This window comes from Kitasatospora kazusensis (genome assembly GCF_039529945.1).
In the GTDB taxonomy this organism is placed as follows: domain Bacteria; phylum Actinomycetota; class Actinomycetes; order Streptomycetales; family Streptomycetaceae; genus Kitasatospora; species Kitasatospora kazusensis.
In genome coordinates this window covers 196,233-212,657 of sequence record NZ_BAAANT010000007.1, presented here as the reverse complement: position 1 = coordinate 212,657, position 16,425 = coordinate 196,233, and the positions used below count along the sequence as shown (strand labels likewise).

Annotated in this window: 16 protein-coding genes and 1 pseudogene; 8 read left to right on the top strand and 9 right to left on the bottom strand. The window is 73.3% G+C overall.

What is annotated here, in order from left to right; genetic code table 11:
• Positions 1 to 116 precede the first annotated feature (116 nt).
• Complete coding sequence (locus tag ABD330_RS08960; protein WP_344462669.1) at positions 117 to 677, top strand: GNAT family N-acetyltransferase; 561 nt, start codon at positions 117 to 119, stop codon at positions 675 to 677.
• On the opposite strand, the pseudogene ABD330_RS08955 reads toward ABD330_RS08960, so the two are convergent.
• A pseudogene (locus ABD330_RS08955) lies at positions 658 to 1,137 on the bottom strand (macro domain-containing protein). The gene ABD330_RS08960 and the pseudogene ABD330_RS08955 sit on opposite strands and share 20 nt — an antisense overlap.
• Before the next feature lie 10 nt (positions 1,138 to 1,147).
• The gene (locus tag ABD330_RS08950; protein ID WP_344462667.1) at positions 1,148 to 2,398 is read right to left on the bottom strand and encodes an MFS transporter; all 1,251 of its coding nucleotides are present in this window, start codon (positions 2,396 to 2,398) and stop codon (positions 1,148 to 1,150) included.
• A 214-nt stretch (positions 2,399 to 2,612) separates the two neighbouring features.
• Here ABD330_RS08950 and ABD330_RS08945 point away from each other — a divergent pair, with 214 nt between their 5' ends.
• Positions 2,613 to 3,578 carry a LysR family transcriptional regulator gene (locus ABD330_RS08945; protein WP_344462665.1) on the top strand — a complete coding sequence of 322 codons (966 nt, stop codon included), beginning with the start codon at positions 2,613 to 2,615 and terminating at the stop codon, positions 3,576 to 3,578.
• Between the two features lie 141 nt (positions 3,579 to 3,719).
• On the opposite strand, the gene ABD330_RS08940 is transcribed toward ABD330_RS08945, so the two are convergent.
• Both ABD330_RS08940 and ABD330_RS08935 read right to left on the bottom strand, forming a co-directional pair.
• Positions 3,720 to 4,328 (bottom strand): YceI family protein, encoded by a 609-nt coding sequence (locus tag ABD330_RS08940; RefSeq protein ID WP_344462663.1) that lies wholly within the window; start codon positions 4,326 to 4,328, stop codon positions 3,720 to 3,722.
• A gap of 138 nt (positions 4,329 to 4,466) precedes the next feature.
• Positions 4,467 to 5,000 (bottom strand): DinB family protein, encoded by a 534-nt coding sequence (locus ABD330_RS08935; RefSeq protein WP_344462661.1) that lies wholly within the window; start codon positions 4,998 to 5,000, stop codon positions 4,467 to 4,469.
• A 152-nt stretch (positions 5,001 to 5,152) separates the two neighbouring features.
• Here ABD330_RS08935 and ABD330_RS08930 point away from each other — a divergent pair, with 152 nt between their 5' ends.
• Positions 5,153 to 8,428 carry an SNF2-related protein gene (locus ABD330_RS08930; protein WP_344462660.1) on the top strand — a complete coding sequence of 1,092 codons (3,276 nt, stop codon included), beginning with the start codon at positions 5,153 to 5,155 and terminating at the stop codon, positions 8,426 to 8,428.
• Positions 8,421 to 8,720, top strand: a complete 300-nt coding sequence (locus tag ABD330_RS08925) for a hypothetical protein (RefSeq protein ID WP_344462659.1) — start codon at positions 8,421 to 8,423, stop codon at positions 8,718 to 8,720. Before ABD330_RS08930 ends, ABD330_RS08925 begins: the two co-directional genes overlap by 8 nt.
• Here ABD330_RS08925 and ABD330_RS08920 read toward each other — a convergent pair.
• The 4 genes from ABD330_RS08920 to ABD330_RS08905 all read right to left on the bottom strand — a co-directional run bounded on the left by ABD330_RS08920 (position 8,717) and on the right by ABD330_RS08905 (position 11,725).
• Entirely contained in the window at positions 8,717 to 9,379 is a 663-nt protein-coding gene (locus tag ABD330_RS08920; protein ID WP_344462657.1) for a class I SAM-dependent methyltransferase, read from the bottom strand. The two genes, ABD330_RS08925 and ABD330_RS08920, sit on opposite strands and share 4 nt — an antisense overlap.
• A 79-nt stretch (positions 9,380 to 9,458) precedes the next feature.
• Positions 9,459 to 10,064, bottom strand: a complete 606-nt coding sequence (locus ABD330_RS08915; protein WP_344462655.1) for a GNAT family N-acetyltransferase — start codon at positions 10,062 to 10,064, stop codon at positions 9,459 to 9,461.
• Between the two features lie 144 nt (positions 10,065 to 10,208).
• The gene (locus ABD330_RS08910; RefSeq protein ID WP_344462653.1) at positions 10,209 to 11,027 is read right to left on the bottom strand and encodes a hypothetical protein; all 819 of its coding nucleotides are present in this window, start codon (positions 11,025 to 11,027) and stop codon (positions 10,209 to 10,211) included.
• Positions 11,024 to 11,725 (bottom strand): RNA polymerase sigma factor, encoded by a 702-nt coding sequence (locus ABD330_RS08905; protein WP_425555483.1) that lies wholly within the window; start codon positions 11,723 to 11,725, stop codon positions 11,024 to 11,026. The genes ABD330_RS08910 and ABD330_RS08905 overlap by 4 nt, the downstream gene beginning before the upstream one ends.
• A 272-nt stretch (positions 11,726 to 11,997) precedes the next feature.
• Between ABD330_RS08905 and ABD330_RS08900 the strand changes: the two genes are divergently transcribed.
• The 3 genes from ABD330_RS08900 (at position 11,998) to ABD330_RS08890 (ending at position 13,597) form a co-directional block, all read left to right on the top strand.
• Entirely contained in the window at positions 11,998 to 12,417 is a 420-nt protein-coding gene (locus ABD330_RS08900) for a helix-turn-helix domain-containing protein (protein ID WP_344462651.1), read from the top strand.
• 89 nt (positions 12,418 to 12,506) lie between these two features.
• A complete protein-coding gene (locus ABD330_RS08895) occupies positions 12,507 to 13,127 on the top strand; it encodes a hypothetical protein (protein ID WP_344462649.1) in 621 nt (206 codons plus the stop codon).
• 128 nt (positions 13,128 to 13,255) lie between these two features.
• On the top strand, positions 13,256 to 13,597 hold the full coding sequence (locus ABD330_RS08890; protein ID WP_344462647.1) for a DUF2516 family protein: 342 nt from the start codon (positions 13,256 to 13,258) through the stop codon (positions 13,595 to 13,597).
• Positions 13,598 to 13,710: 113 nt separating this feature from the next.
• Here the strand turns inward: ABD330_RS08890 and ABD330_RS08885 are convergent, their stop codons facing one another.
• Positions 13,711 to 15,498: a PP2C family protein-serine/threonine phosphatase gene (locus ABD330_RS08885; protein WP_344462645.1), complete on the bottom strand. Its 1,788-nt coding sequence runs from the start codon at positions 15,496 to 15,498 to the stop codon at positions 13,711 to 13,713.
• Between the two features lie 215 nt (positions 15,499 to 15,713).
• Here ABD330_RS08885 and ABD330_RS08880 point away from each other — a divergent pair, with 215 nt between their 5' ends.
• On the top strand, positions 15,714 to 16,355 hold the full coding sequence (locus ABD330_RS08880) for an O-acetyl-ADP-ribose deacetylase (protein WP_344462643.1): 642 nt from the start codon (positions 15,714 to 15,716) through the stop codon (positions 16,353 to 16,355).
• The last annotated feature ends 70 nt before the right edge of the window (positions 16,356 to 16,425 follow it).

Sequence of the window (16,425 nt, the reverse complement as noted above, 5' to 3'; positions counted from 1 at the left end):
GGGATGTCCCCTGCGCACCCGGTGCAACGTTTCGAACGTGTTCAAAACCCCCTGCGGGACGACTCTACGACTCAGGGCTGAACGGGTTCAAGTCGATGGCGTGGGAGGCTCGTCACATGGCCCGACAGATCGTCATCCGAACCGGCACGGCAGCCGATGCGCAGGCCGTCGCCGCCCTGTACACCCAGAGCCGCCGCTCGGCGTACGCGGGCATCCTCCCGGCCGGGCTGCTGGGCGACGGCACGGCGGCGGAGCAGCCCGAACTCTGGGAGATCCGCCTCACCGCCGACTACGGCGAGCCCGCCGACACCCCGGTCCTGCTGGTCGCGGAGGCGGCCGGCGAGCTGTACGGCTTCGCCTACGTCGTCCCCGAGCCGGACGGCCGGGTCCTGCTCGACAACCTGCACGTCCGACCCGGCCACACCGGTGCCGGCCTCGGCCGCCGCCTGCTCCGGGCGGCCCTCGCCGTCGCCCCGCACTCGCCGCTCCACCTGGACGTCCTGGCGGCCAACACCCGCGCGGTCGCCTTCTACGAGCGCGAGGGCGGACTGCGCACGGACGAGCACAGCTGTGTCTTCGCGAACGGGTACACCCTCCCCGAGTACGAGTACACCTGGAGCCCGCCGGGCCGGGCCCTGGGCCGTCCCGGTCCGGGCGCTACCGGTCGTACACCGTGACCGGCACCCCGCGGCCCGTCAGGCGGGCCTCGATCAGCGGCTCCACCCGCTCCCACGTCCCGCCGGCCGGCCCGCACCCGATCCTCGGCATGTGGACGGACGCCCCGAGCCGCCGCGCGTGTTACGCCACGGTCGCGAGACCGGTGTCGACCGCCTCGTAGCGCACGGGCACCCCGGTGGACCGGCCGGTCCGGATACCGCGCCGGCCGACCAGGTCGGCCACCCACAGGTACGGCCCGACCGGCACCAGCTGCACCGCGCCGAGGCCGAAGTCGTTCCGGGCCCGCTCGCGGTGCCACTGCCGGTACGCCGCCTCCGGCTCGGGCCGGCGGCGGGACGGTGCCGGCACGAAGCCCTTGCCCCAGCCGCCGAGATCGTTGCAGAGGTGCGTGATCACCTTGACGCCCTTGCCCTGCGGCGCGGTGGCGTCCCCGCGCAGATACGTGATCGTCTCCCCCATACTCGGCAGGCTAGCGGGTGGCAGCGACGGCCTCGACGGGGTTTCCGGGCCCGGCCGTGCCGGGGGCGCCGGGGGTGCGCAGGTGGCGGAAGCCGGCCAGGGTGATCAGCAGGGCCAGTGCCGCGGCGCCGGCGGGCAGCCAGTAGCCCGTGCCGGGTGCGGCGTGCTGGGCGACCGCTCCGCCCAGGGCGGAGCCTGCCGAGATCCCGATCATCAGGCCGGCGATCACGACCGCCATCCCCTCGTTCAACTGTCGTGCGGGCAGCATCTCCTGGACCAGGGTCAGACCGGCCACCATGGTCGGCGCGGTGCCCGACCCGGCGAGCAGGATCGCCGGGGCGAGCACGCCCAGGCCCGCGCCGGACAGTGCGGCGGCCGGCGGGAGCAGCAGCAGCCCCGCCATCGCGGCCACCCCGGCCACCAGGCGGGCGGCGGGGGAGCGGCTGGGGCGCACCAGCCCGAAGGCCAGCCCCGACAGGCAGGAGCCGGCCGCCATCAGTGCCAACACCCCGCCCGCCAGCGGACGTTGGCCGAGCGAATCGGCGTACGCGACGGTGGTGACCTCCATCGAGCCGAAGACCGCGCCGGTGGCCAGGAACGCCGGCACCAGGACCCGGAGCCCGCGCGCCCGCAGCACCCCGCCGCCCGGCAGCCGTACCGGCGGCTGAACCGGCGGCTCGGTGCGGCGCTGGGCCGCGAAGGCCAGGCCGCCCGCGCCGGAGAGCGCCACGGAGACCAGCATCCCGGCCTCCGGGAAGAGCGAGGTGCAGAGCAGCATCGCCAGTACCGGCCCGGCCATGAAGCAGAGTTCGTCCAGGGCCTGTTCGAAGGAGTTCGCCAGCTGTCGGGCGGCCGGGTCGTCGCGGTACAGGTACGCCCAGCGGGCCCGTGCCATCCCGCCCAGGTTGGGCAGCACCGAGGAGGCGGCGCAGCAGACGAACAGCGTCCAGACCGGGGCGCCGTAGCGGGCGCAGAGCGGGAGCGCCGCGCACGGAACGGCCGCCGCCAGCAGGCTCGGCACGGTCACCCTGGACTGCCCGTGCCGGTCCACCAGCCGCCCCAGCAACGGCATGCCGAGCGCGGTGACCACCACGCCGGTCGCCGAGACCGCCCCCGCCAGGGCGTACGACTCGCGGCGGGTGGCGATCATCACCAGCATGCTCACACCCGCCATCGAGAAGGCGAGCCGGCCGAGCAGCCCCGCCAAGGTGAAGGCGACGGTGCCCGGGGCGGCGAAGATACGGCGGTACGAGGCGAACACGGGGGCTCCCGAGGGGTGATCGGCGGATGCCCCAGCCTCGCGGCGGCGACCCGGGCCGGTCCAACACCTGTTCGGGGCGATTGACGCGTTCGTGTTGTCAATCGGCCACGCCTGTCCTGGCCGGTCCTGCTCTGCTTGCCTTGCCCTGCTTGCCTTGCCCTGCTTTGTGCCGCCCGCCCCGGCTGACCGTCCTGACCTGCGTTAATCTGCCCGGATGCCCCATGACCTGCACCCCCGGCTGCTGCGCGGTTTCGTGGCGACGGCGGAGACCCTGCACTTCGGCCGTGCCGCCGGGCTGCTGCACGTGGCGCAGCAGGCGCTGAGCCGCGACATCCGGGCACTGGAGCGGACGCTCGGCCACGCACTGTTCGACCGCACCACCCGCAGCGTCGAACTCACCCCGGCCGGGCAGCGGTTGCTGCCCCTCGCGCACCAACTGCTCGCGCTGCAGGACGAGATCCTCGCCGGGGGTGATCACGGGCCGCTGCTGGTCGACCTGAACAGCGCGGTCACCGGCGACGACCTGACCTGTGACCGGTTGCTCGCCGCCGCGCGTGCGGCGCTGCCGGGTGGTGAACTGCTGGCCCGGTTCCACGGCGGACTCGCCGCTGCGGCAACGGAGTTGCTCGCCCACCGGCTGGACGTCTCGTTCGGCCGGTACGCCGGCCTCCCGGCCGGGATCCGGGCCCGGCTGGTGCACTCGCCGGTCAGGCTGGAGCGGATGGCGGTCCTGCTGCCGCTCGCCCATCCGCTCGCCACCCGGTCCGAGGTGCCGCTCGCGGCGCTGGCGGGCCATCCGGTGGACATCTGCGCGGGCAACCCGGCGACCACCGAGTGGACCGACCTCGGCCGCCAACTCCTGCTCGCACACGGCCTGGAGGCGGCCGCGCCGTACAGTCCGCCGGTCGGTGCGGACGAGTTGGCGCACTACCTCGACCGGCACGGCGAGGCGATGCTCACCACCACCGGCGGGCCCGAGATCCCCGGCGCGGTGACCCGTCCGCTGGTCGACCCGGTGCCGCTCAGTCTGGTGGGGTTGGTCCACCGGCCCCGGGAGCGGAACCCGGGCCTGGACGCGCTGCGCTCGGCGGCGGTGGAGCTGGGCTCGCGGGAGGGCTGGCTGCGGCGTCCGCCGGGGAGTTGGCTCCCGCGCGAGGACGCGGAACTGCTCGGCGCCTGACCCGGGCGCGGGGGCCAGTGCATGGGCCGCTGGCGGTGGCGGTGGCGCGGTGGACACGCGTGCGCCCCCGCCGTCGTTCGATCGGCGGGGGCAGCGCGGGTGCTCGGGATGGTGCGGATCGTGCGGGTGGGGTGGCTCGGGTCAGGAGGCCTTCACGGCGGAGATGTCGAAGCTGAGCTTGACCTTCTCGCCGATCAGCACGCCGCCGGTCTCCAGCGCGGCGTTGTAGGTCAGGCCCCAGGCGGTGCGGTCGACCGTTGTGGAGCCCTCGAAGCCGACCCGCTCGTTGCCGTACACGTCCTTGGCGGAGCCGCTGAACTCCAGGTCCAGGACGACCGGGCGGGTGGTGTCCTTGATGGTCAGGTCGCCGGCCATCCGGTACGAGTCGCCGTTGACCTGCTCCGCGGAGGTGCTGCGGAAGGTGATCTCCGGGTAGGTCTCGGCGGCGAAGAAGTCGCCGGTGCGCAGGTGCTCGTCGCGCTGGGCCTGGTTGGTGTTGATGCTGCCGACCTTGATGACCAGCTCGGCGGAGGAGTCGCCGGGGTTGTCGCCGTCCAGGTGCAGCTTGCCCTCGTACTCGGTGAACTCGCCGCGGACGTTGGTCACCATCGCGTGGCGGACGGCGAAGCCGACCCGGCTGTGGGTGGCGTCGATCGCGTAGTCACCGGTGAGGTGCCCCAGGCCGGGGCCTGCGGGGGCCTCGGTCGCGACGGTCGTGGTGGCTGCGGTGTTGCGGTTGAAGATGCCCATGGCTCCTCCTGGGGTCGGAAGCCTTTTGTTTAGGCTTCAACTTGATGTCTCCAACCGTAACCCCATCTCGTTCAATGTTCAACCATGGGGAGGGGTGAATTTTCCGGGAGCACCCGCACGCCCGCCCACGGGCGGCCCTCAGGCGGCCCGGGTCGCGGCGACCAGCTCAAGGGCCGTCCGGCCGTCGAGGGTCTCCCGGATGATGTCCGCGTGCCCGGCGTGCCGGGCCACCTCCGTGGTCAGGTGCATCAGGATCCAGCGCGCCGTGCGGCGGCTGTCCGGCGGGAACCAGGGCTGGTCCGGCAGCGGAGCGTCCACCTCCAGACCGGGCAGGCCGAGGACGATCTCCGCGGTCTCGGCGGCGATCACCTCGTACTTCTTGAGCCAGTCGGCCAGTGACTCGCCCTCGGTGAGGCGGTGCTGGTCCTCCCAGGGGAGCTCCGCCGCCGGGCCCGCCGGGCGGCCCATCAGGATCGTGGAGAGCCAGAAGCGCTCGCAGAGCGCCACGTGCTTCACCAGCCCGCCGAGCGAGAGCGCGCTCGCGGCCGGCTTCGACCGCGCCTGCTCCTCCGTCAGGCCGTGGGCCGCACGCCGGACGGCGGCTCGATAGCCCTCCAGGAAGGTCAGCAGGCAGTCGCGCTCGTCGGTCTCGGGGCGTGCCAGGGTCGCCATGTCGGACACCGCTTTCCTCGTACGTCGGGTTGTGCTCTTCCGCTTCGGCAGGACCGACGCTATCCGGCAATCAGGTCAGGAACAGTCCTCATTGCGCGGCCGTCGCACCGATAGGGTGAATCGGGTCCGCACCATGTTCCGAGAGGCCTCCTATGTACGCCCTGCACGCCCTCTGGCGGGCGGACGGCCGCCTGGCCGTGTGGGCCGAGGACGCGCAGGCGTTCGGTGCGCCCCGGGCGTACGCCCGCCGGACCGGTCGGGACGGGAGCCTTCCCGCCGCCGCACACCCCTACGCCTGCCCGGCCGGTGCCGTCGCACAGCTGCTCGCCGGGATCGGACCAGGGCTCGGCTGGCTCGCCGAACAGGCCCCCGAGCGGTGGGCCACCCTGCTCCTCCCCAGTCTCGACGGCGCGCCCACGCCGTCCCCGCAGCTGCCCGTCGGCACCGTCGGCCACGGTGTCGGGCTGACCCCTTGGCGGGTGCCCGTGCTGCTCTTCGAGCCGGCCGAGGCGGCCCAACTGCTCGGCGAACTCTTCGACCCGCACTGGGCCGTCGCAGTCGTCGGCCTCCCCGGCGGCCCGGCCGAGATCGCGTACGGCGCCTCACTGCGGTGGCTCACCGCCGTCCACGACCTCGCCTGGCGGCTGGTCGGCCGGGGCCGCGTCCTGCCCGTGCTGCGGACGGAGGGCGGCGAGCCGTGTGCCCGTTGGCAGCCCGCCCTGGACCGGCCCGCCCGCCGCGAGGCCGCCGCACTGACGGCCGGCTGCCCGCCCGTCGCCCGAGCCGAGCACCGGCCCGGCGCGGCGGCCCGGCCCGCAGCCGAGCTGACCGCCGAACTGCTGGACGTCCTGGTCGACCTGGAAACCCGCAGCGCTCTCGAAACCCGCAGCGCTCTCGAAGCCGGCAGTGCCCTCGACGGCCCGCCGCCCGCAACGGCCGCGCCGTCGGCCGCCCCCGCGCCGCCGCCCGCCCCCGCGCCGCCCGACACCGCCACCGCCTGGTTCGCCGCGCTGCGCACTCCCGGTGGACGCCTCCCGCCCCAGCCGGCCCCGGCGCTCGCCGGACTACGGGAACGGCTGGCCGCCTGGTACGCGGGCGCAGCCGACCCCGACACCCCGCTCCGGCTCTGCTTCCGGCTCTCCGAACCGCTCGGCCCGGCCGACGACGACCCCGAGGGCGGCCCCTCCGACGACGCCTGGCGCCTCGACTTCCTCCTCCAGGCCGTCGACCAGCCCTCCCTGCTGCTCACCGCCGCGGACCTGTGGGCCGACGGGCCCGCCCTCGCCGCGCTCAGCCGTCTGGCCGAGGACCCGATCGAGGTCTTCCAGGCCGAACTGGCCCGCGCCGCACTCCGCCGTCCCGAACTCGCACCCGCCCTGCGCAGATCCCGCCCCACCGGGCTGGACCTGGACCGCGCCGGGGCGTTCGCCTTCCTCCAGCAGGCGGCCCCCGTGCTCGCCGACGCGGGATTCGGCGTGCTGCTCCCCGCCTGGTGGCAGCGCCGACCGCGCCTCGGCCTGCTGCTCGGCACCACCCGCACGCCCGCACCCGGCTCCGTCGAACGGTCGAGCCAGGTCGACCGGGACGCGATCGTCGCCTTCCGCTGGCAGGCCGCCCTGGGCGATCTCACACTGACCAGGCAGGAGTTGACCGATCTCGGAGCGGCCCAGCAAGGCCTGGTACGGCTGCGCGGCCGCTGGGTCGAGGTGGACACCGCACAGATCGCGGCCGCCCTCGCCTTCCTGCGCCGCCAGGGCACCGGGGTGATGCCGACGGCGGACGTGCTGCGCCTCGCCCTCACCCCCGACTCCCAGGTCGCCGGACTGCCCGTCACCGGAGTCCGGGCGACCGGACCGCTCGGCGACCTGCTCACCGGACGGACGGCTGAACGCACCCCGCCGCCGGAGCTGCCACCCGACTTCGGGGGCACGCTGCGCCCTTACCAGGAACGGGGGTTGGCCTGGTTGCACGCGCTCACCCGGCTCGGTCTGGGCGCGGTGCTGGCCGACGACATGGGCCTCGGCAAGACGGTCCAGACCCTCGCACTGCTGGCCGCCGAGCAGGCGGCGGGGGAGACCGGCCCCACCCTGCTGGTCTGCCCGATGTCGCTGGTCGGCAACTGGCGGCGGGAGGCGGCGAAGTTCGCGCCGATGCTCCGCGTGCACGTCCACCACGGAGCCGACCGGCAGGGCGTCCCGGACAGCGGGGTGGACCTGCTGATCACGACGTACGGGCTGGTCCAGCGGGACGTCGCCGAGCTGCGGCGGATCTCCTGGCGGCGGGTGATCGCCGACGAGGCCCAGTTCGTCAAGAACACCGCCACCGCGCAGTCCAGGGCGATCCGCGCCCTCCCGGCGGCGCACCGGATCGCCCTCACCGGTACTCCCGTCGAGAACCGCCTCGCCGAGCTGCACGCGATCCTGGACTTCACCAATCCGGGGCTGTTCGGCACGGCGGAGTCGTTCAAGGAGCGCTGGGCGATCCCGGTCGAGCAGAGCGGGAACCAGGCCGTGGCCGCCCGGCTCCAGCGTCTCACCGGACCGTTCGTCCTGCGCAGGCTGAAGACCGACCCGGCGATCGCCGCCGAGCTGCCCGCCAAGCAGGAGATCACCGTCTGGTGCAACCTCACCGCCGAACAGGCGGGCCTCTACCAGGCGGTGGTGGCCGACCTGCTGCACCGTGTCCAGGGGATCCGTGGCGTCGAACGCAAGGGGACGGTGCTGGCCGCCATCGGCAAGCTCAAGCAGGCCTGCAACCATCCGGCCCAACTGCTGCACGACGGTTCGAAGATGGCTGATCGCTCGGGCAAGGTGGCCCGGTTGGAGGAACTCCTCGCCGAAGCTCTTGCGGAGGGCGACCGCACGCTGGTCTTCACCCAGTACGCGGAGTTCGGCAAGCTCCTCCAGCCATACCTGGCCGAACGGCTCGGGGAGGAGGTGCTCCACCTGCACGGGGGAGTGCCCGGGCGCCGGCGGGAGGAGCTGGTGGCCCGCTTCCAACAGCCCGGCGGCCCAAGGGTCTTCCTGCTCTCGCTCAAGGCGGGCGGCACCGGGCTCAACCTCACCGCAGCCAATCAGGTCATCCACCTCGACCGCTGGTGGAACCCGGCGGTCGAGGACCAGGCCACCGACCGCGCCTTCCGGATCGGCCAGCGCCGGGACGTCCAGGTGCGGCGGCTGGTCTGCGTCGGCACCGTCGAGGAGCGGATCGCGGAGCTGATCGAGTCCAAGCGGGCCCTCGCGCAGGCTGTGGTGGGCGAGGGCGAGCAGTGGTTCACCGAACTCTCCGTCGACGGCCTGCGGGAGCTCGTGACACTCTCCGCCGACGCGATCGGCGAGGACCAGGACCAGGACCAGGACCCGGACGCGGGCCGGAGCCGGGGGCGCGGCCGAAGCCGGAGCCGAACCGGAGGAGACCACGATGCCTGACCGCCCCGCGTACGACTCCACGGCAGCCGGGCTCCCCGGCGAGCCCACGCCGATCGGCCGCCTGGACGCCTTCTGGGACGGCGACTTCACCCTCGGCCCCACCCCTGCGGGCCAGGGTCCGGCCCCCGTCCCCGTACCCACCTCCTGCTCGGCGATCGACGATCTCGGCAGTTCCGGCATCCGGATCGGCGGGCGCGACCTCGCCGCCCTGCTCGCGCCCGTCTACCGGAGGCTGACCGGCGACTCCACCGGTCCCACTGGTCCATCGCCTGAACCGGGCGGGGCCCGCTAGACCGCCGTCGGCTTACGGGCCAGGAAGTACGCCTGCCGGCCCTGTGCGGGCCGCTCCCGCTCGTCGGGCTCGCGGATCAGCCGGGCGTCGACGGCAAGCCCGGCCAGGCCCAGCAGTTCGGCGATGCGGTCGGGGGACTGCCAGTAGACGTCGAGCGACAGGTCGTGGCCGTACGCGTGCTCCAGGTGCCGGAGCCGGTCGCCCGCCTTGAAGGCGAGCAGCAGCGTGCCCCCCGGGGCCAGCACCCGGTGGAACTCCGCGAACACCGTCGGGAGCACCTCCGGCGGCGTGTGGACGATCGAGTACCAGGAGACGACACCGCCGAGAGCGCCGTCCGCCAGATCCAGCGCGGTCATCGACCCCTCGTCGAACCGCAGCTCCGGGTACGCCTCCCGGGCCACCGCCACCATCCCCGGCGACAGGTCGACACCGAAGGCGCTCAGCCCGAGCGAGTGCAGGTGCGCCGTCAGATGGCCGGGACCGCAGCCGAGATCGGCCACCGGCCCGGCGTCGGCGCCCTGCACGAACTCCGCGAACGCGGCGAACAGCGCCCGGTCCAGCGGCCTGGACTCCAGCGCGTCGCTGAGGAGCCGGGCGTAGTCGACGGCGACGGTGTCGTAGGCCGTCCGGGTGGCGCACAGGTGAGTCGATTCGGTCATGAGCGAGCAGAGTAGTCGCCCGCCCGCGTACCTTCGCCGCCTGCACGCGCGCCCCGCCGGTCGGCCGGCTGGTCCACGCCTACGGCTGCTCCACACCTACGGCCGGGCTCACCGGGCGGTGCCATTCGGCCGCCAGCAGGCCGTAGACCACCTCGTCACGCCGTCCGTCGGCGAAGGCCGCCGCCGCACGAAGGACGCCCTCCTGCGTGAATCCCAACCGCCGGGCCACGCTCCGGCTGCGTTCGTTGGCGGGGATGGTCCGCAACTCGACCCGCTCCAGGCCGAGCCGGCCGAAGGCGTGGTCGAGCACGGCGGTGACGGCCCGGGTGACCAGCCCGCGTCCCTCGAAGTCCGCGTCGAGCCAGTAGCCCACCTCGCCCGACCGTGCGGGGCCGTTGACCAGTAGGTTGACTGCGCCGGCCAGTTGCCAGCCGTCCGCCGCCCGCACCGCGACGACCAGCGGCAACTGCGACCCGTCGAGCCACGCCTGGCCTCTCAGCTCCAGGTCCGCCCGGGTCCCCTCCGGTGTCGGCGGCCGGTCGAACCCCGGGAACCAGCGGGCGAGACGCTCGTGGTTGGCCTCCAACAGCGCCTGGTAGGACTCGGCGACGGCGACCGTACGCGGGATCAGGGCGGCGTCCTCGCCCAGCGGCCAGGTGAACATCGAAGCGACGACGGTGGACACATCTGCTCCCGGATCGGTGGCCGTGACCGACACCTTAGTACGGGCGGATCGAACAGTTCGGGTGTTCGTGCCGTACCCGCCACCGGCGTCCCGCCACCGGATCTCCGAGCGGAGGTAGGGCCGGTGACGGGGGGTCGGCAGAGGTCAGTGCGTCGGTGCCGGTGTCGGGTACAGGCTGGCCAGCGGGTTGTCGTAGGTCTTGGCGGGCATGCAGTCGGGGGCGGGGCTCTGCATCAGACCGGCCTGGAGTTCGCGGGAGCTGTGCGCCGGGTCGGTCTTGGCCAGCGGCAGGTAGATGAAGAGTCGCAGGTCGGCCGGGATGGCGCCGGGGCGGATGGTGAGGACCTCCCGGCCGCCTTCCTTGCCGGCTTGCTGTTCCATGTCCCAGCCGAAGGCCGACAGCCGGCCCCGGCCGCCGTCCTGGTCCTGGTCCGCCTTGGCCAGGATCTCGGGCGGGTAGGAGGCCATCGTCGGCTCGGGGGCGTGGCAGCCGGGTTCGCCGGCGTAGACGCGGCTGCGGACGCCGGCCCGGTCCAGGTCGTGCTGCAGCTGGGTCGCGTCGACCGGCTTGTAGCCGTCCAGGATGGTGAGCTTGACGAGGTCGTCGCCGCCGCTCTGCACGGTGTACGCGGCGTTGGTGACGGTTCCCAGCGACTGGCTCCCGGTGCTGGGGCCGCCGCCGGCCACGACCGGGGCGGGTGCGGGTGCGGGGGAGCGGCCGGCCCCGGTGGCGAGGGCGACCCCGGCAACAGCGGCGGCCAGGCCTATCGGGAGCGCCACCCGCAGGACCAGGGTCCGACGCTTGGCGGCGCTCCGGGAGTGCTCGGTCACGGTGTCCATCAGGTGCTCCTTCAGCAGGAAGTGGCGGTGCGGGGAGAGCTCCGGTGCGGCCGCGGCCGGCAGCAGCAGGGCCAGCTCCTCCCGCTCGGTCTGCTGGGACCGGCCTCGGGGGGCGGCGTTCATCGGTTCGTCTCCTTGATCGACCGGACCGCGAGCGCGCGGTCTCCTGTTACCTGTCCGCAGATGCCGGTGCGTTGCGTCTTTTCCGGGGGGTGCGTGCTTTTCGCGGAGCGGGCTGCGACCAACTCCTTGGCGGTGAGTTCCCGCAAGCGGCTGCGGGCGCGTGACAGCCGCGAGCGGACCGTTCCCACCGGTTTGCCGAGCGCCTCGGCGGCGGCCGCGTGGTCGAGGCCCTCCCACACGCACAGGGCGAACACCTCCCGTTCGGCCGGGCGCAGCTGCTCCAGCGCGGCCTTCGCGGCGGCGATCTGCTCGGCGTCGGCGATACGGCCGGTCAGTTCGGCGGCGAAGTCGGGCACGGCCTCGCGCGGAGGCAGTTTGGCGAGTGCCTGCTGGTGCCGGCGCGCGGCCCGGCGGGTGTTGCGGATGACGTTGGTGGCGATGCCCAGCAACCAGGGCCGCAGGCTCTCCCCCTCGGGGTCGACCCGCGCGCGCAGGCGCCAGGCCTCCAGGAAGGTCAGTGAGACCACGTCCTCGGCGAGGGCCTGGTCCCCGGTCATCCGGACGGCATAACGGTGCACCGCACGGGCGTGATCCTCGAAGATCTGCCCGAACGCCACCGAATCCCCGGCTCGCACCCGGGCGCGAATCGCTTTCTCCACACCCGTACCTGTCCGACCGAACCCGGCCGTTGCCGTGATCCACGCCACACGCCGGGTGGCGCCTGCGCCCGGCGGCTCTCCAGCCCGGCGGTCCAGCGGTCCGGCGGCCGATCGGGGCCGGGGTGAACGCGCCGTGCGACGAGTGGCCACAGATGGTCGCACGGTAACGCGCCGCCTTGCGCAGGGCCTGTAGCACCTCGGCGGGCGGGGGTCTGCCCGCGGGGCCGCAGTGCCCTTGCGGCCGCCGGGGTCGGCTTGCTGGTGCTAGCAGCCTGCTTGCATTTGCAAGCAGGCTGCCGCAGACTGTCGGCATGGCCTCACTGAACGTCGGCTCGCTCGGCGAGTACATCCGGGAGCAGCGGCGGAACGCGCAGTTCACGCTGCGGCAGCTCGCTGAGGCCGCGGGCGTGTCCAACCCGTACCTCAGCCAGATCGAGCGCGGGCTGCGCAAGCCCAGCGCGGAGATCCTGCAGCAGATCGCCAAGGCGCTGCGGATCTCTGCGGAGACGCTCTACGTCCAGGCCGGGATTCTTGAGGAGCGGCGCGGGGAGGGGCTCGAACTGCGGGCCTCGATCCTGGCGGATCCGTTGATCAACGAGCAGCAGAAGCAGGCCCTGCTCGCGGTCTACGACGCTTTCCTCAAGGAGAACCTCGGCGACGGCGCGCGGGACGAGGGCACGACGAAGCACAGTGCAGCCGGTGTCGGCGCTGCCGCTGCCGCCGACCACTGACACCTGGCCACCGCCTGAACGGGCGGGCGGCCGACGAGACTTTCGGCAGACCCTGTAGGGGGGTGCCGACGCGAAAGGGAGGACCGGTCATGCCGATCACCGACGAGATCAAGAAGACCCTCAGCGACCCGACCCCGCTGTACGCCCTTGCGGGGGCCGGCGACCTCGCGTTCGAGAAGCTGCGCGAGGTGCCCGGCAAGGTCGAGGCGCTCGCCGTCGACCGCAAGGGGACCCAGGAGAAGGCCACCGCGCGACTGCAGGAGGCGCAGGCCCGGCTGGTCGAGGCGCAGAGCAAGGTGACGGAGACGGTCAGCACGCTGCCGACCGACTTCAAGGTGCTGCAGGAGAAGGCCCAGGGCTTCGCCCTCCAGCAGGTGGGCCGGGCCGCGGAGTTCGCGGTCAAGGCGATGGAGGTCTACGACGAGCTGGCCGTGCGCGGGAAGGCCGTCGTGGACAAGGGGCAGAAGAGCGGTGAACCGCAGGCACCCGTGCAGGGGTCGCTGAGCGAGGTCGTCGACGTGGTGGACGTCGTCGAGGTGGTCGAGGTGGTGGAGGAGCCCGCCGAGACCCCGGAGGCTGAGGTCGAGGTCGAGACAGTGGCCGAGGTCGTGGCGGAGCCCGGCTCCGAGGAGACGGCGGCCGACCCGCGCCCGGCGCCGAAGCGGGCCCCGCGAGCCCCGCGGGCGCGGAAGACGACTGCGGAGAAGTGACCCCGGGCACGTCCGGGCAGGCCGGTGCGTTGTCCAGGTCGGTGACGGTCGGCCGTGCCACGATGGCCGCGGTGTTGCCGAGGGCGCAGTCGAGGCCGTAGCAACGAGGCCGTAGCAAGGAGAACGCAGTGGCGCAGATCCTGAACTTCGATGTCCTGAGCCCGCTCTGGTGGCTGGCGATGGCGATGGTCGGATTCAAACTGTTCGCCTTCGGGGACGCCGTCACGCGCCGCGAGGACGCTTACCCGGCGGCGGACAAGAAGACGAAGCCGTTCTGGCTGATCATCCTGGGTCTGGCGCTGGGGCTCGACCTGCTCTTCGGAGCGAGTGTCTTCGGACCGCTGACGCTGGTCGGTCTGGTGGCCGCGATCGTCTACATGGTTGATGTCCGGCCCGCGCTCAAGCAGGTGACGGGCGGTCGTGGCGGTGGCGACGGCAAGCGCAACATGGGGCCCTACGGCCCGTGGTGACGGCGGAGCCGGCACGCAGTTGACGGTACGACGGCGGTGGGCCCGGGCGGGCCCGCCGCCGTCGTCGTCCTCGTGACAGTTGCTCGGTCACCCGAGGTGGTCACCCGAGGCTGTCACCCCATGATGAGCGGAGCGGGATTGCGCTCCAGCAGCAGTACGGCGACGTCGTCCGCCAGTGCGCCGCCGTTCAGCTCCTCCACCTCGGCGATGGCGCTGTCGACCAGCCTGCCCCTGGTCAGCCCGGCGGCCTGGTGGTCGCCGATCAATTCGACCAGCCCGTCCTGTCCGAGGCGGCGCGACCCGGCCCCGACCCGGCCCTCGACCAAACCGTCCGTGTAGAGCAGCAGGCTCCAACCCGGCTGGAGCTCCAGCTGCTGCGCCGGCCAGACCGCCTGCCCGTCGTCGCAGGGCAGCAGGCCCAGAGCCGGGCCCGCCTGCTCGAAGGGGAGCAGGGCGGGCCTGCCGTCCGTCCGGAGCAGCAGCGGAGCGGGGTGTCCGGCGAGGTAGAGCTGCGCATGCTCGACCGGTCGGCTCTCGACGGTGCGGGCAGCGGCTCCCCGCCGTGCCGTCGTCGCGCTCTTGGTTGTGGGCGCTGGGGCGGGCGTCGCCGGTGTACCGGGTGACCTGGGCGTCCCATGGGTCTCGCGGGTCTCGGCCTCGGCGCCCGGGGAGAGCACCAGCATGCAGAGGGTCGCGAAGATCTCGTCGCTCCGCCGCTCGTGCTCAAGGACGTGTTGCAGCGTGGTGAGCAGCGCCTCGCCGGTGAGCCCGGCGAAGACCAGAGTCCGCCACGCTATCCGCAGGGCGACGCCGAGTGCGGCCTCGTCCGGACCGTGGCCGCAGACGTCCCCGATGACGACGTGGACGGCCCCGTCGTCCGTCCGGACCGCGTCGTAGAAGTCACCGCCGAGCAGGGCCCGCCGCCGCCCCGGGCGGTAGCGGCGAGTGAAGGCGAGCCCGGCGCCGTCCAGCAGAGGGGTGGGGAGCAGGTGCCGTTGGAGCCGGGCGTTCTCCTGGCCGCGCAGCTCCGCCTCGACCAGGCGCCGCTGGGATTCGTCGGCCCGCTTCCGCTCGATCGCGTATCTCAGGGCGCGGGCCAGCAGGGGCCCGTCGGTCTCGTGCTTGACCAGGAAGTCCTGGGCGCCCGCACCGACCGCGGCGGCCCCGAGTTCGGCGCCGGAGGCGTCGGTGAGCACCACGACCGCCGTGTGCGGGGCACGGCTGAGGAGCTCGCGGAGCCCCTCCAGCCCGTCGGAGTCGTCGGAGGGGTGGGGCAGGTCGGCCGGTGCCGCGAGGTCGAGGAGCACGCAGCTGAAGTCGGTGCCGCGGGGGCGGCCGCGCCGGCCCGCGGGCGAGAGACTGGCCGCGGCCTGCTCGATGCCACGTGCCCAGTGCAGCTCGATGGGCGCCCCGCTGTCGGTGACCAGCCGCTCGATCAGCGCGGCGTCGGAGGCGTCGTCCTCGATGACCAGGAGTCGGAAGGGGGCCTCCGGGGTGAGGGCGGGCCGGCCGGACACCGTTGTCCTCGGGCGCGGTATGGCGCGCACCTCGTTGGCTGTGGCGGCTGTGGGGGGCGTCGTGGCCGGGATCGCGGTGTCGGCGGCGTGAGCGCCCCGGCCGCGGCTGTCGGCCCGGCGCGTCGTACGCCCGCCGGCGGCACCGGCGGCACTGGCGGACTGGACGGCCTGACCGGGAACGCCCGTGAGGGCGGTGCCGTGGTCGGTGGCGTAGTCGGTGCTGCGGCCGACGTGCTGGTCCGTGCCGCGCTTGGCAGGATGCTCGGTGGGGCCGGCGGCGTGTCCGGCCGGCCTGGCGGCTACGGAGCCCTCCCCCAGCCTCCGGCCGGGGGGACCCCCATGGGACAGGGCACCCGGTGCCCGCCCGTCTCCCGTTGCGGGCATTGGTCGTTCCTCCCTTTCCCCGACAGGGCAACGGTTGGGGTCCGCCCGTGGTGCCCGCCTGGCACCGCTTGTCGGGGATCTTCTCGCGACCATAACGTTATCTCCGGGGATTTCTCGGGCTGACCACCGGCGATGTGGCTATTGCCACGCGATCGGCGGGTCAGGTGGACAAGGTGGGCGCCCTTCAGGCCCCGGCTGACAGGAGGAACAGCGCGGTGACTCAGATCACGCTGGTCGAGGGTGACATCACGGAGCAGCAGGTGGACGTGGTGGTGAACGCCGCCAACTCCTCGCTGCTGGGCGGCGGTGGTGTGGACGGTGCCATCCACCGGAAGGGCGGCCCGGAGATCCTCGCGGAGTGCCGGGCTCTGCGGGCCTCGCACTACGGCAAGGGCCTGCAGACCGGCCGGGCCGTCGCGACCACGGCCGGCCGCCTTCCGGCCCGTTGGGTGGTGCACACGGTGGGGCCGGTCCACCTGGCGGAGGAGTACGAGCAACGGGCCGGGCTGCTTGCCTCCTGTTATCGCGAATCGCTACGAGTGGCAGTGGACTTGGGTGCGCGGACGGTGGCCTTCCCGGCGATCTCCGCCGGGGTGTACGGCTGGCCGTTGGAGGACGCGGCGCGAATCGCCCTCACGGCCGTGGCCGAGGCTGTGGCGGAACCAGGTGCGGGTGCGGGTGCGGAAGCAGTGGCGGGAGTGGGAGCGGACAGAGGCGCGAAGGCGGAAGGCGAAGGGGGAGCAGGGGGAGCAGCAGGGCTGGAAGAGATCCGGTTCGTACTGTTCGGCTCAGCGGCGTACGAGACGTTCGAGCAGGTGCGGCGCGCATTGGGCAGAGGAGCTGACGGCAGTTCATGACCTGCCCGCCGGCTCGTGCGACTGCCCTCATGGTGGCCTGACGAGGCGTCAACGCGCCAGCCCTATTCGA

Bases quoted from the DNA above. Each gene is read 5' to 3' on its own strand.
- ABD330_RS08960 (WP_344462669.1), top strand. From the start codon at position 117: ATGGCCCGACAGATCGTCATCCGAACCGGCACGGCAGCCGATGCGCAG.
- ABD330_RS08945 (WP_344462665.1), top strand. From the start codon at position 2,613: ATGCCCCATGACCTGCACCCCCGGCTGCTGCGCGGTTTCGTGGCGACG.
- ABD330_RS08940 (WP_344462663.1), bottom strand. From the start codon at position 4,328: ATGGGCATCTTCAACCGCAACACCGCAGCCACCACGACCGTCGCGACC.
- ABD330_RS08935 (WP_344462661.1), bottom strand. From the start codon at position 5,000: ATGGCGACCCTGGCACGCCCCGAGACCGACGAGCGCGACTGCCTGCTG.
- ABD330_RS08930 (WP_344462660.1), top strand. From the start codon at position 5,153: ATGTACGCCCTGCACGCCCTCTGGCGGGCGGACGGCCGCCTGGCCGTG.
- ABD330_RS08925 (WP_344462659.1), top strand. From the start codon at position 8,421: ATGCCTGACCGCCCCGCGTACGACTCCACGGCAGCCGGGCTCCCCGGC.
- ABD330_RS08920 (WP_344462657.1), bottom strand. From the start codon at position 9,379: ATGACCGAATCGACTCACCTGTGCGCCACCCGGACGGCCTACGACACC.
- ABD330_RS08910 (WP_344462653.1), bottom strand. From the start codon at position 11,027: ATGAACGCCGCCCCCCGAGGCCGGTCCCAGCAGACCGAGCGGGAGGAG.
- ABD330_RS08900 (WP_344462651.1), top strand. From the start codon at position 11,998: ATGGCCTCACTGAACGTCGGCTCGCTCGGCGAGTACATCCGGGAGCAG.
- ABD330_RS08895 (WP_344462649.1), top strand. From the start codon at position 12,507: ATGCCGATCACCGACGAGATCAAGAAGACCCTCAGCGACCCGACCCCG.
- ABD330_RS08885 (WP_344462645.1), bottom strand. From the start codon at position 15,498: ATGCCCGCAACGGGAGACGGGCGGGCACCGGGTGCCCTGTCCCATGGG.